Below are 18,057 nucleotides of genomic sequence, written 5' to 3' on the forward strand. Positions count from 1 at the left end.
TCAGACGAGAACGAAACGGCGGGCCGGGGGAGTGTGCCCCCGGCCCGCCGGCTCGTTTCAGGCGGTACCGCTTCCCTGCGCGGCTACTGGAGCGACTCGCGTCCGCCGCGCGCCAGCGGAAGCAGGATCCTGCTGACGCCCGGCCGCACGTCGACCTCGGTGCCGGCCGGGTAGCGCAGCGTGTAGTCGTAGTCGGTGGACAGCAGGATCACGCCGAGCCGGTGACCGGGCTTCACCACGTAGTCGGTGGGTTCGAGGTCCCACCGGAACGTGTAGGTCTTCCCGGGCTTGATCGGCTCGCTGCGGCTGAAACTGTGCCGGTTCCGCACGTCCAGCCAGCCCCGCGTGATGATCTTGTAGGGGGCCGTCTCCGTCTTCAGCGTCTGCCGGATCGTGCAGCCGACGTCGCCTTCGACGGTCTGCCCGAAGCAGACCTGCTCGGCGGTGTTGACCCGGGCGCCCGTCGGGCGGGTGTCGGTGCCGTAGTCGACCAGCAGCGCGGTCAGGTACGGCGACCGGCCGTCGAGCGCGGCCTGCACGGACAGGGACGGGATGCCGTTCACCCGGACTGGCTTGGCCAGCGGCCCCGTCAGGTAGGCGAGCCGGTTCGGGTCCGCCTCGTTCTCGTTGCCGAGGAGCTGGTCGGCCGTGCGGGTCTTGCCCGCGTCCACGAACGTCTGCGTCCTGCCGGGCCGCGGGAACAGGCCGAGGGTTCCCGGCTGCCCGTCCTGCCCCGATCGCGCGGCGTTCAGGCTGAGCGGGACGGTGCGGGTGCCGGGCACGGGCCAGTCACGGGCCGTCTCCCACGTGCCGTCCGGGTGCTCGACGTCCACCCGCGGCTCGCGCTCGATGCCGTTCTTGATGCCGTACAGGTAGCGGTCGAACCAGTGGTGGATCTGCCGCAGCCACTCCTCGACGCGCCAGCGGAACGGCGTGGCGTGGTTGGCCTGGTGCAGCCACAGCTTGCGCGGGACGCCCGCCTCCTTCAGGGCGTTCCACCACTGCACGGAGTTCTTGACCTTGACGTTCCAGTCGTTGAGCCCGTGCACGACCATGACGGCGGCGTTCACGTTCCGCGCCTGGTCGACGTAGTCGCGCTGCGCCCACACCTTGCCGTAGTCGCCGGTCTCGCGGTCCTGCGTCGCCGCGATGTCCTCGATGACCTTCGCGCAGACCTCGGGGTTCTGGCGGGTCAGCACGACCTTGGCGAGGATGTCGAGGTCCTCGCCCTGGAAGGTGTAGGGCGCGACGACGCCGCCGCCCGCGCGGTAGTAGTCGTACCAGCTGGAGATGCCGGCGATCGGGACGATCGCCTTCAGGCCCTCGACGCCGGTCGCGGCGGCCATGTTCGGCAGCGTCCCGTTGTAGGACTGGCCGATCATGCCGACGTTGCCGGTGGACCAGGACGCCTTCGCGGGGGAGCCGTCCGGCGCCCAGCCGCGGGCGCGGCCGTTCAGCCAGTCCACGGCGGCCTTGGCGCCCGCCTGCTCGGCCCGGTCGCCGGACGTCGGGCACCCGGTTGAGCCGCCCGTCCCGATGCTGTCCAGGTTCGCGATGGCGTAGCCGCGGGGCAGGAAGTAGTTGTCGTAGTAGCCGGGGAAGATCTCGGCGAGGCCGCGGAACGGGGCGGCGAGGCCCTTCTTGCGCGCGTCGTCGATGTCGACCGGGTGCATCGGGACGTCGTGGGTGCCGGCCCAGTACGGGCTGGCCTCCAGGATCGTCGGGACCTTGAGCCCGGCCGTGTCGGTCTCCTTCGGGCGCATGATCCGCATCCGGACGCGGTCGCGGACACCGTCGCGGTCGCTGTCGACGGTCGTCTCGATGTCCACGGTCTGGGTGACGGCGTCGGCGCGGGAGTAGATCGGCTTGGTCTCGCCGTTCTGCACCGAGGTCTTCGCCGCCGGAGCGGACGCGGGCGGCGCGGACTTCGTGGGTCCGGCCGCCCCCGCTGGGAGCGCGGTGAGGGCGAGCAGCGCGGCCGTGAAGGTGATCACGCCGGTGCCGCCGAGCGGGAGGCGATGGTTCACAGGGGGCTCCTGGGGGAGTGCGAGCCAGAAAAACGTAAAGATCATTAACCCGCAGTGCAGCGGTGAAGTCCATAAGCTGTTCTGCCCGCATCCGGCCGCCCCCAAGGCGTCACCACGGCGGCGTCCCTCGCGCGACCGGGTGGTTACGCCGTGAGCGGACGCGGGAAGGCCGCCGACCGGGCAGGCGTTGTCGCAACTGGATCCTGCGATGCTTACTTGATTACACATGCTTGATCACAGTGGCGTGATCGGGTACGGGCGGACCTCGGAGGCGCTTGATGGGAATGCCGGGCAACGGTTGGCAGGTGATGGCCTCGTTCCGCAGGGACGGCTCGGTCACCCAGCAGAAGCTCAAGCCCGGCACCGTCGGGCGGATCGCGGGCTACGCCCGGCCCTACGTCCGCGAGCTCGTGCTGTTCCTCACCCTGAACTCGCTGGCCGCGCTGATCGTCGTCGCCAACCCGCTGCTGCTGAAGGCGATCATCGACCGAGGCATCCTGCCCGGCCGGGAGGACCTCGTCGTCTGGCTCGCCATCGCCGTCGCCGGGCTCGCGCTGGTGGAGGCCGTCCTCGGCCTCGCCCAGCGCTGGTACTCGGCGCGCATCGGCGAGGGGCTCATCTACGACCTGCGCAGCCAGGTCTTCGCGCACGTCCAGCGGCAGCCCGTCGCGTTCTTCATGCGCGCCCAGACCGGATCGCTCGTCAGCCGCCTCAACAACGACGTCATCGGCGCGCAGCGCGCGATCACCACCACCCTGTCGTCGGTGGTGTCCAACGTGCTCAGCCTGCTCATGGTGCTGGTGACCATGATGATCCTGTCGTGGCAGGTCACGCTGATCGCGCTGCTGCTGCTCCCGATCTTCATCCTGCCGGCCAAGTGGGTCGGCAAGCGGCTGCAGCGCGTCAGCCGCGAGCAGATGGTGCTGGACGCCGAGATGGGCTCGCTGATGACCGAGCGGTTCAACGTCGCGGGCGCGATGCTGGCCAAGCTGTACGGGCGTCCCTCCGAGGAGGAGGAGAACTTCCGCGGGCGCGCCGCGCGCGTCCGCGACGTCGGCGTCGTCGCGGCCATGTACGGGCGGGTGTTCTTCACCGCGCTGACGCTCGTCGCGGCCCTCGCCACCGCGATGGTCTACGGGGTCGGCGGCTTCCTGGTCGTGGACGGCACCTTCGAGATCGGCACGCTCGTCGCGCTCGCCACCCTGCTGACCCGCATGTACGGGCCGCTCACCGCGCTGTCGAACGTCCACGTGGACGTGATGACCGCGCTCGTCAGCTTCGACCGCGTGTTCGAGGTCCTCGACCTCAAGCCGCTGATCCGCGACCGCGACGACGCCCGCCCCCTCGGCGATGCCCGCAAGCCCGCCGCTGCCCCATCGCTGGTGAAGGGGCCGTCGCTGGTGAAGGGCGCGTCGCTGGTGAAGGCCCACGAGGCGCCGTCGATCGAGTTCGACCACGTCGGGTTCGCCTACCCGTCGGCGGAGGAGGTGTCGCTGGCGTCGCTGGAGTCGATCGCCCGCACCGACACCGCGCCCGGCCGCGAGGTCCTGCACGACATCGACTTCACCGCCGCGCCCGGACGGCTCGTCGCGCTGGTCGGGCCGTCCGGCGCCGGGAAGTCGACGATCACGCACCTGGTGTCGCGGCTGTACGACGTGTCCGCGGGCGCGGTGCGGATCGGGGGCGTGGACGTCCGCGACGTCACCCTCGAATCGCTGCGCGCCGAGATCGGCGTGGTCAGCCAGGACGCGCACCTGTTCCACGACACGATCCGCGAGAACATGCGCTACGCCCGGCCGGAGGCGACCGACACCGAGATCCTCGCCGCGCTGGACGCCGCGCAGATCGGCGGGCTCGTCGCCGCGATGTCCGAGGGCCTCGACACCGTCGTCGGCGACCGCGGCTACCGGCTGTCGGGCGGGGAGAAGCAGCGGCTCGCGATCGCGCGGCTGCTGCTCAAGGCGCCGTCGGTGGTCGTCCTGGACGAGGCGACCGCGCACCTGGACTCCGAGTCCGAGGCGGCCGTCCAGCGGGCGCTGCGGACGGCCCTCGCCGGGCGGACGTCCCTGGTGATCGCGCACCGGCTGTCCACGATCCGGGAGGCCGACCAGATCCTGGTGATCGACGACGGCCGCGTCGCCGAGCGCGGTCGGCACGAGGAACTGCTGCTCCAGGGCGGCCTGTACGCCGAGCTGTACCGCACGCAGTTCTCCCACCAGCGCGACGAGGAGCGCCAGACCGAGCCGCTCGGCGCCGAGTGACGGTTCGGGTTCAGAGGTCCGAGCCGAGGCGGTAGCCGAGCCGCCGCAGCTCCGTCCCGGCGACCTTCTCGACCTGGGCGGCCTGCCGCGCCGTCAGCCGCTCCCGCCACGACCCGACCCCGGCGTCGTCGTCCCCGGGGCGGACCAGGCCGGACAGGGCCGTCCTGGAGATCGGCGCGTCCAGGTACTCCGACAGGGCCGCGCCGACGCGGCGTGGCCTGGCCGCCAGTTCCTCGTACCGGACGGTCAGCAGCTGCTCCTCCGGGACCTGCTGCCGCAGCCGCGCGCTGAGCCGCACCGACCCGCGCCAGCGCAGCGCGCACTTGACGGCGAGCGCGGCGCGCGGCCACCGGCTCCGCTCGGTGTGGTCCTCGACGCCGAAGAACGGGTTCGGGAACACGGTGTCGAGGTTCGCGAGGCCGGGCTTGAACCAGGCCAGGCAGCGCTCGTCGTCGAGCATTTCGGCGACCACGTCGCGGCCGTCCCGGATGAGCTGCACGAGCTGCGCGTCCGGGAAGGCGTCGAGCAGCACGTCGGCGCTGTAGATCAGATCGGGCGAGGCGTCGGCGAACCGCACGATCCCCGACGGCTCCACGCACGGCTCCGCCTGTTCGCCGCCGGGACGCTCGGCGGGTCCGGACCGCCCCGGCCGCCGTGGCGCGAGGCCGGCCAGCGCGCGGCACTCGTCCGGGCACTGCGCGCAGGCCCGGGCCGACACGAGCCACGCCTCGGCGCACGCGTCGCGCAGGACCCGTGCCGCGCCCTTCCCGCGCTCGGTCGCGATCGACGGCTGCCGCGCGAACGCGTACGTGACGCGCAGCACGCCATGACGGCCGGTGGTCAGATGGAACCCGGGCGAGCGTTTCACCGCACGCGCCAGCAGCTCCGCACCGGAGTGCGGAGCGCCCAGGATGAACACCGGGCGGCGGACCTTGGTGCCGTTGACCACCAGGATGTGCGGTGTCGACCTCATACCAGGCCCAAGTTTGTCACCTTTTGAAGACCGGTCCGTCCGTGACGCTCCGTGAGCTCGGCGGATATCCGTTCGGGGCCTAACATGTTGCGGGTGGACGCTCCCCAGACGCTCGCCGAGTTTCTTCCCGGCGCCGCGGCGATCACCGTGCTGACCGGCGCCGGAATCTCGACCGACAGCGGGATCCCCGACTTCCGGGGCCCCCAGGGCGTCTGGACGATGGACCCGGAGGCGGCGGAGACGGCCACGATCGACGCCTACGTCACCGTCCGGGAGGTGCGCCGCCGCACGTGGCGCTCCCGCCGCGACAGCCCGGTCTGGGACTCCGAGCCCAACGCCGCCCACGCCGCCCTCGTCGAGCTGGAGCGGGCCGGCCGCCTCCGCGCCCTGATCACCCAGAACATCGACGGGCTGCACCAGCGCGCCGGCACCTCCGCCGGCAAGATCATCGAGATCCACGGCTCCATGCGCGAGGCCGTCTGCCTGTCCTGCGACCTGCGCACCCCGATGCCCGAGATCCTCGCGCGCATCGACGCCGGCGAGGACGATCCGCCCTGCGCCGCCTGCGGCGGCATCCAGAAGTCCGCGACGATCTCCTTCGGGCAGCCGCTCGACCGGGACGTCCTCGACGCGGCGATCACCGCGGCCCGGTCCTGCGACCTGTTCCTGGCGGTCGGCACGTCGCTGACCGTCCAGCCCGCCGCCGGGCTGTGCCTGGAGGCGGTCGACCACGGCGCCCGGCTGGTGATCATCAACGCGGAGGAGACGCCCTACGATGACCTGGCCGACGCGGTGCTGCGGCAGCCGATCGGCGAGTCGCTCCCACGCCTCGCCCGAATCGCGCTCGGTACGGGAAGATGACCGGGAGATGATCTGTTGGGGGGTCGTGACCGGTCGCCTCTTCCACCGGCGTCCGGATCCTGACAAGCTCTATCCGTCGCGGTGCGAGGAGGGATCGGGTTGAACAGCGGGGGTGCCCGCGCGGAGGCGGCCGCGGAGCCGTCGGACGCGCCCGGCGCCGGCCTGCCGGGCGGCCCGGCCCGGTCCCGGAAGACCCGCAGGTACGGGCGATTGCGGCCCGGTGACCGGGTCGTCGTGATCGCGCCCAGCGGCCCCGCCGACCCCGCCCGCCTGGAGGCGGGCTGCGCGGCGCTCCGCGATCTCGGTCTTGACGCGGTGGTGGGCAAGCATGCCCTCGACCGTGTCAACTTGGGTGATTATGGACCGCTCCGAGATGGTTGGCACTGTTTGGCCGGGAGTGACGCCGACCGGGCCGCCGACCTCCAGCACGCCTGGTGCGATTTGCGCGTCCGCGCGGTGATCTGCGCCCGGGGCGGCTACGGCGCCACCCGCGTCCTGGACCATCTCGACTGGGACGCCCTCGCCGCCGCGACGGAGGCGTCCGCCGCGGGCGGCCGCGGGCCGAAGATCCTGCACGGCTCCAGCGACGTCACCGCCCTGCACGCCGCCTTCGGGACGCGCCTCGGCGTCACGACCTCCTTCGGCCCCATGCCCGCCGGACTGATCGCGGACCTCGCCCCGGCCGTATCGGAGGGCATGCCCGACGAAACGCTCGACGGCCTCCGCGCCGCCCTGTTCGGCGGCCCCGTCACGCTGTCCGGCACGCACGCGCTGCGTCCCGGACGCGCGGAGGGCCCGCTGACCGGCGGCACCCTGTCGCTCCTGACCGCCCTGCTCGGCACCCCGTACGCGCCGCCGCCCGCCGCCGGGCGCATCGTCTTCCTGGAGGACGTCACCGAGGCGCCCTACCGGGTCGACCGGATGCTCGTCCAGCTCCTCCAGGCGGGCTGGTTCGACGGCGCCGCCGGGATCGCGCTCGGCTCCTGGCGCGACTGCGGCGACCCCGCCGAGCTCGACTCGGTGTTCGCCGCGCGGCTCGGGCCGCTCGGCGTCCCCGTCCTCGCGGGCGTCGCGGCGGGCCACGGCCCGCGGCAGCGTACCCTGGAGCTCGGTGCCCCCGCCTTGCTCGATACCACCCTGCACGACACCAGTTCTCTTGATCCAGGTCCGGACCCCGCCGTGCCGCATGCCGGCGCGCTCACCCTTGTAGCGCCCCCAGGAGGTGCGCGATGAGCGGCCGCCACGCACGTTCCCGTCCATGGGACGACGGCACCCTCAACTCGCTGCTCGTACTCGTCGCCGAGAGCCTCGGCTACAGCTGCCGCCCAGGCCCCGGCGAGATCATGATGCTGGAGGGCCCGACGCGCCTGCCCGTCAACATGCGGGACGTGCGGCAGCTCGCCCGGCTCGTGCCCCGCACGGACTGGCCGGCCGTCGTGTCCGACTACGTCACCACCATCGTCACCTCGATGGAGGAGCCGCTCGACCTCAGCGACTTCGACCTCGCCCAGCATCTGCTGCGCACCCGCATCTACCCGGACGAGGCCGACAACGGCGGGCTGGCCGCCCGCCCGTTCGCGCCTGGCCTGATCGAGGTCGTGGTCGTCGACACGCCGACGTCCGTCCGGACGCTCAGCAAGGACGAGATGAACGGCTGGCCGGTGTCCGGCGACGCGCTGTTCATGCTCGGCCGGGCGAACGTCCGCGGCGACGGACCGCTCCAGGTCGACGAGCAGGACCTCGGCGGCGTCCGCGTCTCCGTCCTGCACGGCTGGACGTTCTACGTCGCCACCCACCTGGCGTGGCTGGAGGAGTACCTGCAGATCGGCCCGCACGGCGCGCTGGTCATCGCCCCCAACCGCAGCCTCATCGTCACCTACCCGCTCCGCCTCGCCGAAGGCCACCCGAGGGCCCGCTACAACACGGCCGTGGCCGCCGCGACGGAACTGCAGGCCCAGGCCCACCGCGCCTACGAGGAGGGGCCGGGCTCGCTCAGCCCGCACCTGTACTGGTGGCGCACCGGTGAGATGACCTACCTCGAAACCCGCTACGAGGGCGACCAGCTGGTCCTGCCCCAGGAGTTCTCCACCGTCCTGGCCACACTCGCCGCCGAACGCTGAGCCGCCCGCGGCTTGTGATCACCCCCGGCTCGCCCAAGAGCGGCCTTACTGCCGCTAGGCGCGGGCGGGTTCAGGCTTCGGATCGGGCTCCGCGGCCGGGTCCGCGTCCCGGGCGGGCTGCCTGATCGTCAGGGCGGGCAGGAACACGTGCGTCAGCGGGCCAATCGCCAGCGCGTAGAGGAGCGTCCCGATGCCGACGGTACCGCCGAGCAGCCAGCCGGCGGCGAGCACGGTCAGCTCGATCGCCGTCCGCACCACGCGGATGGACCGGCCGCGCGCGGCGATCCCGGTCATCAGCCCGTCGCGCGGGCCGGGGCCGAGTCCCGCGCCGATGTAGCAGCCGGTCGCGAACCCGCCGACCAGCACGGCGGTGACCAGGTACGCCCAGCGCGCGGCGAGCGCGCCCGGCTCGGGCAGCAGCCACAGGAACAGGTCCGCGAACACGCCGACCAGGACGACGTTGCTGATCGTCCCGATGCCGGGCCGCTGCCGCAGCGGGATCCACGCGAGCATGACCACCACGCCCACGATGATGATCCAGACGCCGATCGACAGGCCGAAGCGCCGGGACAGGCCCTGGTGGAAGACGTCCCACGGGTCGTTCCCGAGACCGGACGACACCTGTAGGGCGATCCCCAGCCCGTACAAGGCCAATCCGACGTACAGCTGCACCAACCGGCGCACCATCAAGGCCATTACCCCGCTCCAAAACCCATCAGTGGCATCGTCTCGACCACTCTGGCGCAGAGTGGCCTGGTACTTACAGGGCCAATATGGGAAAGTGGCTTGTGTGAACACACGGTATGTGAGCGGCCCGCACCTGGCCCGGCTGCTGGGCGGCGTCTCGGGGGAGCGGCCCGTCTACGCGGCGCTCGCCCGGTCGGTGCGCGGCCTCGTCCTGGACGGGCGGCTCGCCCTGCGCACCAGGCTCCCGGCGGAACGCGACCTCGCCGCCGCGCTCGGCCTCAGCCGCACCACCGTCACCGCCGCCTACGACCGGCTCCGCGACGAGGGCTACGTCGAGAGCCGGCAGGGCGCGGGCACCTGGACGGTCCTGCCCCCGGTCCGGATGACCTCGGCCGAGCCGCACGTCGCGGCGGCGGCGGACGGCGCCCGGCGCGGCGGCCGGTTCGGGATGGCCGATCCGGTGCCCGACGACCCGTCGTTCATCGACCTCGGCTGCGCCACCCCCGGCGCCCCGGCGATCTTCGACGAGGCCGTCGCCGCCGCCGTCGACGAGCTGCCCCGCTACAGCTCGGGCCCCGGCTACGAGCCCGCGGGCCTGGCGGGCCTGCGGCAGGTCATCGCGGACGGCTACGCGGCGCGCGGCGTCCCGACCCGCCCGGACCAGATCGTCGTCACCACCGGGGCCCAGCACGCGTTCACCCTGCTCGCGCAGGTCCTGGCCGAGCCCGGCGACGCCGTGATGGTGGAGCGCCCGACCTACCCGCACGCGCTCGGCGCGCTGCGGGCCCGCGGGACGCGGCTCGTCCCGGTCGGCGTCAACGAGGGCTGGGACGTCGAGCTCATCGCGGGCGCGATGCGGCAGGCCGCCGTCCGGATGGCCTACACGATCCCCGACTTCCAGAACCCGACCGGGCACCTCATGCCCGCCGCCGAGCGCGCCGCGCTCGTCGACGCCGCGCGCCGCGCCGACGCGTTCCTCGTCACCGACGAGACGTTCGCCGACCTCGCCCTCGACGTGGACGCGCCGCGCGAGCCGCCGCTCGCCGCCTACGACTCCGGCGGCCGGGTCGTCACGATCGGGTCGGCGTCCAAGCTGATGTGGGGCGGGCTGCGCATCGGCTGGATCCGCACCACCGCGCCGCTGGCCCGCCGGCTGACCATCGCCCGCGAGCCGTCGGACATGGCGAGCCCGGTGCTGGAGCAGCTGATCGTCCGGGAACTGCTGCTGCGGGTGGAGGAGGTCCGGGCCGAGCGCGCGGAGAGCCTGTGCCGGAACCGGGACGCGCTCGCCGCGGCGCTGCGCGAGCTGCTGCCCGGGTGGGAGTTCGGGCTGCCCGCGGGCGGCATGTCGCTGTGGGCGCGGATCGGCGCGCCGGTCGCGACGCGGCTGGCGGAGGCGGCCGAGCGGCTCGGCGTCCGGGTCGTCGGCGGCCCGGTGTTCGGCGTGGACGGCGTCCTGGAGGACTACGTCCGGCTGCCGTTCGTCCTGCCGCCGGAGACGCTGCGCCCGGCCGTGGAGCGGCTCGCGCTGGCCTTCCGCGAGGCGGAGGCGGCCCCCGCCGCGCGCCAGCTGCCCGCCTACGTGTGAAGGCCGGCCACGTGTGAACGGGCCGCCGGACGATCCGTCCGGCGGCCCGCCGCGCCCGATGGGCTACTGCACGTTCTGGATGTAGCCGACCAGGTGCTCCCGCTCGCTCTCCAGCTCGTCGATGGCGCTCTTGACCACGTCGCCGATGCTGACGATCCCGGCCAGCCGCCCGTCCTCGACGACGGGCACGTGCCGGATCCGGTGCTCGGTCATGGTGCGGCGCAGGTCCTCGACCTTGTCGGCGGGGCCGCAGCTGCGGACCTCCGAGGTCATGATGTCGGAGACGGGACGGTCGAGCAGCACCGCGCCGCGCTCGTGCATCCGCCGTACCACGTCTCGTTCGGACACGATCCCGGCGATGGACGCGCCGTCCGGCGAGACCACCACCGCCCCGATGTTGTGCTCCGCCAGGACGGCGAGCAGCTGCCGCACGGTGGCCTCGGGACGAACCGTGGCCACCGCGTCTCCCTTCCTCCGCAGGATGTCGCGAATCCGCATGCCTCACGCTCCGGTGCCGTTCCGGGCCCGTGCGGACCCCTGTCGCAACGGGGCGGGGCCGCTGGGCCTGTCCTGCCAAGGTCGCATGTTCCGGACCTTGGGGGAACCCCGCGCGGGTAAACCGTTCATCGGCCCACGTCGAGCCGGGCCAGAAGGCGCATGAGGCCGGGGGCCGCGCGCGACGCCGCGTAGCCGAGGCGTGCCTCCGGCGTGACCGGGACGACGGCCCTGTCCCGCAGGACGGCCGCGACGATCTCCTCAGCCACGCCGTCCGGGCCGAAGTTCCGCCGTGCGTAGGCCCGCGCGGCCCGCTCCTGGCTGCGCGCCTCGCCTTCCCCGTCCTGGCCGACGAACCGGGACGTCCGGGTGATGTTGGTGTCGACGATGCCGGGGCAGACGGCGCTGACCCCGATGCCCTTGCCCTTCAGCTCGGCGCGCAGGCACTCCGACAGCATCAGCACGGCCGCCTTGCTCGTCGCGTAGGCGGACAGGGCCCGGGACGGTGTGAACGCCGCCGCCGACGAGGTGTTCACGATGTGGCCGCCCTGCCCGCGCTCCACCATCTGCTCGGCGAAGAGCCGCGATCCGTGGATGACGCCCCACAGGTTGACGTCCAGGACCTTCCGCCAGTCGTCGGCGGTGTGGTCGAGGAACGATCCGGCCATGCCGATCCCGGCGTTGTTGACGACGACGTCCGGCACCCCGTGGTCGTGCAGGACGGACTTGGCGAAGTCCTCCATCGCCGCGGGGTCGGACACGTCCACCTTGAACGCGTGGCCCTCCGGGCCCAGCAGACCGGCGAGTTCCGCGGTCCGCTGGGCGGTGGCCAGGTCGAGATCGGCGGCGATCACCTCGGCGCCTCGCTCGGCGAACGCCAGCGCGGTGGCCCGCCCGATCCCGCTGCCCGCGCCGGTCACGACCACGAGCGACCCGTCGAACGGGCGCCTGCCCGGCACGACCCTAGCGCGCCGCAGCCCACGCGACTCGGTGGCGGTCAGGGGCCCGCCCTCGACGCCGGTGACGTGCTCGGCGATCCAGCGGGCGACGGCGTCCGGGTGGCTGCGCGGCACCCAGTGCCCGGCGGCGACCGGCCGCAGCGACAGGTTCGGGACGCGCCCCGCCAGCCCGCCGACCAGATGCGGCGAGACGAACAGGTCCCTGGTCGGGACGATGACCTGCGTCGGCACGTCCGTGCGCCGGTCGCGCGGCCGCGTCAGCCGCCGCACCATGTTCGCCCGGTACAGCCCGACGCCTGCCGCGCCGTCGCGCCCCATCGTCCGGGCCGGATGCCCGTCCCGCGCCGCGACGCCCTCGCCCGCCTCCAGCGCCCGCGTGAACGGCCGGGACATCCCGGCGAGCCACACCAGCTCCGGCAGCACCGGCGTCTGGAAGAAGTAGATGTACCAGGACCGCACGGCCTGCCCCGCCGCCCGCTTCAGGTTGGACGGCGTCGGGCGGGCCAGCGTCCGCCGCGTCCAGTGCGCGACGTGGTCCAGGCACGGCCCGGAGATCGAGGTGAAGGACGCGAAGCGCTCCGGCATCGTGCAGACCGCCTCCCACGACTGGATCGACCCCCAGTCGTGCCCCACGAGATGCACCGGGCGGCCTTGCGCGGTGGCGTCCAGCACGGCCCGCATGTCGGCCATCAGGTGCTCGAACGCGTAGTGCCTGCGCCCGAACGGCCTGGACGACGCACCCGCGCCGCGCACGTCGTACCGGACGACGTGGAACCGCTCGGCGAGCCGTCCGGCCACTTCGTCCCAGACGGCGTGCGTGTCCGGATACCCATGCACGAGCAGCACGGTGGGCCGCGCCCGGTCGCCCTGCTCGTAGACGGCCAGATCAACCCCGTCACCGCGCACGCGCCGCCCGCTGACGCCCGTCATGACAGCGCCTCCCAGCGGCGCACGTGCGGGAGGTCCTCGTCGAGCCAGTACGCGTCGTCCTCGGTGACCACGAGGATCTCCTCGAACTTCACGCCCACGCCCCGGAACCCGATATGCGGCTCCACCGCCCACAGGCCAGGCGTCGGCGGATGCTGCGACTGCGCGGCCCCGTTCCACAGCGGCGAGCGCCCTTCGAGACGCTCCTTGACGAGCTCGCGCCCGATGGTCTGCAGGAACCGCACGCCGAACGGGAACCCGACGCGCTTCGGAAGGATCCCGCCGATGATCCCGACCTGGTGGCCGATGACCCGTCCCGGGTACTTGCGGTGCCGGTTCTGGTAGCCCTGCCGGTCGATGAGCGCGTCCACCTCGGCGTAGATCTCGGCGAACGTGCGGCGCTCGCGGACAAGCTCGAGGATGAGCGTCCGGTAGGCGGCGAGATCGGCGTCCAGGCGCTCCCAGATCCGGTTCTCGCCGAGGACGCCGCCGTACCCGATGTCGGCGGAGTAGCCGCCTCGCACCGGGGCCATGTCGAGGATGTAGGGCATCCCCTCCTCCAGCCGCGTCCGGCTGGGGAGGAACTGCGTCGGGAGCTTGAAGCCGCGGAACGCCGTCCGGTCGCCGAACCAGGCGAACGGGGTGTGCAGCCAGTCGTCCACGCCGCGCTCGCGCAGCCACCGCCGCATCCGCCGGCACGCCTCCCGCTCGGTCACGCCCGGTTCGAGCGTCGCGGCGATCTCGTCGGCGCACCGGTAGCACAGGCGCTGGACGGCACGGAATCGCTCGAGCTCCGCGGCGTCGTGCACGCGGGCGAGCGCCACATTATTGGACACAGAGTTAATAAAGCGCCGAACGGGAGCCAGGTCAAGAGGCCCGGGCGTGAGGCCGGCCACCTGGCCGCTCACAGGTCGAAGCGCTCGGCTCCCGTGTAGACGTTCATGGTCTCTCCCCGCAGGAACCCGACGAGCGTCATGCCCGCGTCCTCGGCCAGCTCCACCGCCAGCGACGATGGCGCCGAAACGGCCGCCAGCACCGGCACACCGGCGGTCATCGCCTTCTGCGTCAGCTCGAACGACGCGCGCCCGCTCACCATCAGCACGGTCCCGGTGAGCGGCAGCCGCCCCTGGCGCAGCGCCCAGCCGATCACCTTGTCGACCGCGTTGTGCCGCCCGACGTCCTCCCGCAGCGCGAGCAGCCCGCCGCCCGCGTCGAACAGCCCGGCCGCATGCAGGCCGCCCGTCCGGTCGAAGACCCGCTGCGCCTCCCGCAGCCGTCCCGGCAGCTCCGCGAGCAGGCCCGGCGTGATCCGCAGCGGGTCGCCGGCCACCTCGTAGGGCCGGTCGGCGCGCAGCGCCTCGATGCTCGACTTCCCGCACACCCCGCAGGCGCTCGTCGTCGTGAACGCCCTGGTCATCGAGTCGTCCGGCGGCGCGACGCCGGGTGCGAGGACCACGTCCAGAGTGTTCTGCTCCTCGGTGTCGGCGCAGTACCGCATCGTCGCCAGATCATCCGCGCCCGAGATCACGCCCTCGGCGGCGAGGAACCCGGCGACGAGATCGAAGTCGTGCCCCGGCGTCCGCATCGTGATCGTCAGCGGCTTGCCCGCGACACGGATCTCCAGCGGCTCCTCCACCGCCAGCGTGTCGGGCCTGCGCCCCCGCGTCCCGGACGTGCTCAGCCGCAACACGGGCCTGCGCACGGTGATCCGCCCCATAACGGTCACCGTACCCGCCGAACCCCGCCGGGTCAGCGGCGGTCGATGTTCCAGTTCGCCACCATCGCCGCGAACGGCGGGATCACCATCGCCACCACCGACATCGCGACCGCGGCGGGCGTCGAGTACACCCGGACCACCGCCCAGGCCAGCACGAACAGCGCGAGGCACGTCCCCATCATGATCCCGTAGACCACCCTGCGGCGCCTCATGCACCCACGCTACGCGCCCCGCCCGCAGGGGCCGGGGGAGGAGAGCGGAGGCGTACGGGAATCGAACCCGCCGTCCCGAGGTGCTCGGGACCGTCGGCTTTGAAGGCCGGGGAGGCCACCAGGCGCTCACACGCCTCCGCCGGTGATCTTAGTGGGTGTACAGGGCGGCGATGGCGGAGGCGTACTTGGTGTGGACCACGCGGCGCTTCAGCTTGAGGGTCGGGGTCAGCTCCTCGCTCTCGGCGGTCCATTCGGCGGGGAGCAGGCGCCATGTCTTGACCTGCTGGACGCGGGCCAGGCGGGCGTTGGCGGCCTCGACGGCCTTGGTGATCTCTTCCAGGATGGTGGGGTGTCCGGCCAGTGCGGCCAGGTCGGTGGCTTCGATGCCCCGGGTGGCCGCCCAGGCGGGGGCCACCTCGCCGTCCAGGGTGATCAGCGCGACTACGTGGGGGCGGCGGTCGCCGTAGGCGAGGGCCTGGCCTATGAGCGGGTGCTCTTTGAGGTGGTTCTCGATCAGGGACGGGGCGATGTTCTCGCCGCCGGCGGTGATGATCAGTTCTTTCTTGCGGTCGATGACCGTGAGGAAGCCGTCGGCGTCCAGGCGGCCGACGTCGCCGGTGCGGATCCACCCGTCGGGGTCGATGAGGTCGGCGGTCGCGTCCGGGCGGCTCAGGTAGCCGGGGGTGCACGTCGCGCCGCGGACGAGGATCTCGCCGTCGTCGGCGAGGCGGAGTTCGACGCCTTCGAGGGGGCGGCCGACGGTGCCGAGCTTGAAGCAGTCGGAGAGGTTGGCGGTGATCGCGCCGGTGGTCTCGGTCATCCCGTAGGCGTCGAAGATCTTCATGCCGAGCCCCGCGAAGAAGCGGGCGACCTCCAGGGGCAGCGGGGCGGCGGCGCTGGACGCGGAAGTGACGCGGTCCAGGCCGAGGAGGGCGCGCATGGGAGTCAGGACGGCCGCGTCGGCCGCCTCGAAGGCGGCGGTGATCTCGGGGGTGGGGGTGTTGCCGTACTCCTGGGCCGTCACGTAGGCGCGGCCGGCTTCGAGGGCGTTGGCGACGGCCTGCTTCCTGGTCTCGTCCTGTTCGGCGGCCAGCACCGCCTGGATGCCGGCCATGATCTTCTCCCAGACCCGGGGGACGCCGAAGAACGAGTGCGGCCGTACCTGGCCGAGCATGCCGGCGAGCTGGGCCGGGTCCGGGCAGAAGTGGATGTGGGCGGCGAGCCGGATGGGCAGGTAGCAGCTGAGGACGCGGTCGGCGATGTGCGCGAACGGCAGGTAGGAGATCCCGGCCGGGTGCTCGGTGCGGGCCGAGCTGCGCTGCAGCATCTCCGCCTCGTGCAGCACCATCGAGTGCGTGATCAGGACGCCCTTCGGGTCCCCGGTCGTGCCGGAGGTGTAGAGGAGCGTGACGGTGTCGTCCGGTGACACGGTCTGCCAGCGGCGGTCGATCTCGGCGGGGTCGGCGGCCAGCTCGGCGCGGCCGAGCCCGGTGAAGGCGTCCCAGGTGAGGAAGCGGTCGCCGGGCGGGCAGGCGGCGGCGTCCACGACGATGATCGTGCGGAGGGCGGGGAGGCGGTCCAGGACGGGCAGCCAGCGGTCGAGCTGGTCCTTGCCGTCCAGGACGGCGTACTTCGCGGCGCAGTGCCCGGCGACGAACGCGATCTGGTCGGGCGCCAGCGTCGCGTACACGGTGGTGGGGGTTCCGCCTGCGTGGACGGCGCCGAGGTCGGCCAGGACGTGCTCGGAGCGGTTCGGCATCATCAGCGCGACGACGTCGCCGGGCGCCAGGCCGAGGGCGGCGAACCCGGCGGCGATCTCCAGCGCACGGGTGCGCGTGTCCGCCCAGGTGAGGGTGGTCCATTCGCCGTCGACCCGGTCGGAGTAGGCGGGCCTGGCGCCGTGCCGCTCCGCGGTCTCGGCGAGGCTCGTGCAGATCGTCTGCCCGGCGACCGCCCGATCGAGGTCGGAACCCCGTCCTCCAGCCCCCACCCGCCGCCAATCAGATGACGAGCTCCGCTCGGCGCTCTCTTCCTGGATCCCCATGTCGCCCCTTGAAGTAAGTGATGACTTGCAGAAGGGAATCGCATCATGCCAGGCCGTGTCCGGACAAGGGGTGTGCGCATTTCCGTGCAGGTCGGGCGGGGATCTCCGCCCTCGGTGACCGTACCCGCACTGTCCGTTTGTTGATCATATGCGGTAGTTGTGCGTTAAATCTTCCAGTGACACGCCTCGCCCCCGTCGCCCGCCTCACGCAGTACGCACACGGCGGCGGCTGCGCGAGCAAGATCCCGCCCGCCGAGCTGGAGCGGGTCGTGGCCGGCCTCACCGGCGGCGGCGAGGACCTCCTCGCCGGGGGAGCGGACGGCGACGACGCCGCCGTGCTGCGGATCGACGGCGGCCGCGCCGTGGTGTCCACCGCCGACTTCTCCACCCCCGTCGTCGACGACGCCTACGACTGGGGACGCATCGCCGCCGCCAACGCGCTCTCCGACGTCTACGCGATCGGCGGGGAGCCGCTGATGGCGCTCAACCTGCTCGGCTGGCCCCGCGACCTGCTGCCCGCCGAGCTGGCCCGCGAGGTGCTGCGCGGCGGGCGGGACGTGGCCGCGCTCGCGGGCTGCGCGATCGCCGGCGGGCACAGCGTCGACGACCCCGAGCCGAAGTACGGGATGGCCGTGACCGGCATCGCCGACCCGGACCGGCTGCTGCGGCTGGACACCGGCCGCCCCGGCGTCCCGCTGTCGCTGACCAAGCCGCTGGGCGTCGGCGTCCTCAACGCCCGCCACAAGGCGACCGGGCAGGTGTTCCCGCAGGCCGTCGAGACGATGACGGCGCTGAACGCGGAGGCGGGCCTCGCCGCTTTGGAACGCGGCATCTCCTGCGCGACGGACGTCACCGGGTTCGGGCTCCTCGGGCACCTCTACAAGCTCGCGCGGGCGAGCGGCGTCACGGCCGTCGTGGACGCATCCGCCGTCCGGTACCTGGACGGCGCCCGGTCCGCGGTGCGGCACGGGTTCGTCCCCGGCGGGACGCGCCGCAACCTGTCCTGGGTGTCGCCGCACACCGAGTTCCGCCGGATCGCCGAGGAGGAGCGGCTGCTGCTGGCGGACGCGCAGATCTCCGGCGGCCTGCTGGTCGCGGGGGAGATCCCCGGCGGCACGGTCATCGGCGAGCTGGTCGCCCGCGGCCGCCGCACGCTCGTCGTCCGCTGACCAGGTTGCCGCGAGCT

15 protein-coding genes and 1 tRNA gene are annotated in these 18,057 nt (G+C 72.8%); 6 read left to right on the forward strand and 10 right to left on the reverse strand.

The window, feature by feature from the left end:
* Positions 1-83: 83 nt before the first annotated feature.
* On the reverse strand, positions 84-2,027 hold the full coding sequence (locus ACH34S_RS21455) for a Xaa-Pro dipeptidyl-peptidase (protein WP_395954470.1): 1,944 nt from the start codon (positions 2,025-2,027) through the stop codon (positions 84-86).
* Between the two features lie 278 nt (positions 2,028-2,305).
* On the opposite strand from ACH34S_RS21455, the gene ACH34S_RS21460 reads away from it, so the two are divergent.
* Positions 2,306-4,288, forward strand: coding sequence for an ABC transporter ATP-binding protein (locus ACH34S_RS21460; RefSeq protein ID WP_395954471.1), 1,983 nt, complete (start codon positions 2,306-2,308; stop codon positions 4,286-4,288).
* Between the two features lie 10 nt (positions 4,289-4,298).
* On the opposite strand, the gene ACH34S_RS21465 is transcribed toward ACH34S_RS21460, so the two are convergent.
* Positions 4,299-5,261 (reverse strand): sulfotransferase family protein, encoded by a 963-nt coding sequence (locus ACH34S_RS21465; RefSeq protein WP_395954472.1) that lies wholly within the window; start codon positions 5,259-5,261, stop codon positions 4,299-4,301.
* 84 nt (positions 5,262-5,345) lie between these two features.
* On the opposite strand from ACH34S_RS21465, the gene ACH34S_RS21470 reads away from it, so the two are divergent.
* The 3 genes from ACH34S_RS21470 to ACH34S_RS21480 all read left to right on the forward strand — a co-directional run bounded on the left by ACH34S_RS21470 (position 5,346) and on the right by ACH34S_RS21480 (position 8,242).
* Positions 5,346-6,122 (forward strand): SIR2 family NAD-dependent protein deacylase, encoded by a 777-nt coding sequence (locus ACH34S_RS21470; RefSeq protein ID WP_395954473.1) that lies wholly within the window; start codon positions 5,346-5,348, stop codon positions 6,120-6,122.
* A 99-nt stretch (positions 6,123-6,221) separates the two neighbouring features.
* Positions 6,222-7,355: an LD-carboxypeptidase gene (locus ACH34S_RS21475; protein ID WP_395954474.1), complete on the forward strand. Its 1,134-nt coding sequence runs from the start codon at positions 6,222-6,224 to the stop codon at positions 7,353-7,355.
* Positions 7,352-8,242, forward strand: a complete 891-nt coding sequence (locus ACH34S_RS21480; RefSeq protein WP_395954475.1) for a hypothetical protein — start codon at positions 7,352-7,354, stop codon at positions 8,240-8,242. Before ACH34S_RS21475 ends, ACH34S_RS21480 begins: the two co-directional genes overlap by 4 nt.
* Positions 8,243-8,296: 54 nt before the next feature.
* On the opposite strand, the gene ACH34S_RS21485 is transcribed toward ACH34S_RS21480, so the two are convergent.
* Positions 8,297-8,938: a YitT family protein gene (locus ACH34S_RS21485; protein WP_395954476.1), complete on the reverse strand. Its 642-nt coding sequence runs from the start codon at positions 8,936-8,938 to the stop codon at positions 8,297-8,299.
* Positions 8,939-9,032: 94 nt separating this feature from the next.
* On the opposite strand from ACH34S_RS21485, the gene ACH34S_RS21490 reads away from it, so the two are divergent.
* Positions 9,033-10,517: a PLP-dependent aminotransferase family protein gene (locus tag ACH34S_RS21490; protein ID WP_395954477.1), complete on the forward strand. Its 1,485-nt coding sequence runs from the start codon at positions 9,033-9,035 to the stop codon at positions 10,515-10,517.
* A gap of 63 nt (positions 10,518-10,580) precedes the next feature.
* Here ACH34S_RS21490 and ACH34S_RS21495 read toward each other — a convergent pair whose 3' ends face one another.
* From ACH34S_RS21495 to ACH34S_RS21525, 7 genes are all read right to left on the reverse strand, one after another.
* A complete protein-coding gene (locus ACH34S_RS21495) occupies positions 10,581-11,015 on the reverse strand; it encodes a CBS domain-containing protein (protein ID WP_395954478.1) in 435 nt (144 codons plus the stop codon).
* A gap of 125 nt (positions 11,016-11,140) precedes the next feature.
* Positions 11,141-12,901 carry an SDR family oxidoreductase gene (locus ACH34S_RS21500; RefSeq protein ID WP_395954479.1) on the reverse strand — a complete coding sequence of 587 codons (1,761 nt, stop codon included), beginning with the start codon at positions 12,899-12,901 and terminating at the stop codon, positions 11,141-11,143.
* Entirely contained in the window at positions 12,898-13,734 is an 837-nt protein-coding gene (locus ACH34S_RS21505) for a M24 family metallopeptidase (protein ID WP_395954480.1), read from the reverse strand. The genes ACH34S_RS21500 and ACH34S_RS21505 overlap by 4 nt, the downstream gene beginning before the upstream one ends.
* 68 nt (positions 13,735-13,802) lie before the next feature.
* On the reverse strand, positions 13,803-14,615 hold the full coding sequence (fdhD, locus tag ACH34S_RS21510; protein WP_395954481.1) for a formate dehydrogenase accessory sulfurtransferase FdhD: 813 nt from the start codon (positions 14,613-14,615) through the stop codon (positions 13,803-13,805).
* A gap of 32 nt (positions 14,616-14,647) precedes the next feature.
* Positions 14,648-14,827, reverse strand: a complete 180-nt coding sequence (locus ACH34S_RS21515) for a DUF3099 domain-containing protein (RefSeq protein ID WP_395954482.1) — start codon at positions 14,825-14,827, stop codon at positions 14,648-14,650.
* Between the two features lie 45 nt (positions 14,828-14,872).
* Positions 14,873-14,965 (reverse strand) — tRNA-Sec (locus ACH34S_RS21520).
* 10 nt (positions 14,966-14,975) lie between these two features.
* Positions 14,976-16,871 (reverse strand): AMP-dependent synthetase/ligase, encoded by a 1,896-nt coding sequence (locus ACH34S_RS21525; protein WP_395954483.1) that lies wholly within the window; start codon positions 16,869-16,871, stop codon positions 14,976-14,978.
* Between the two features lie 176 nt (positions 16,872-17,047).
* Here ACH34S_RS21525 and selD point away from each other — a divergent pair, with 176 nt between their 5' ends.
* Positions 17,048-18,040 carry a selenide, water dikinase SelD gene (selD, locus tag ACH34S_RS21530; protein WP_395954484.1) on the forward strand — a complete coding sequence of 331 codons (993 nt, stop codon included), beginning with the start codon at positions 17,048-17,050 and terminating at the stop codon, positions 18,038-18,040.
* Positions 18,041-18,057: the final 17 nt, after the last annotated feature.

The organism is Actinomadura sp. 3N508 (assembly GCF_044326375.1).
Taxonomy (GTDB): Bacteria; Actinomycetota; Actinomycetes; order Streptosporangiales; family Streptosporangiaceae; genus Spirillospora.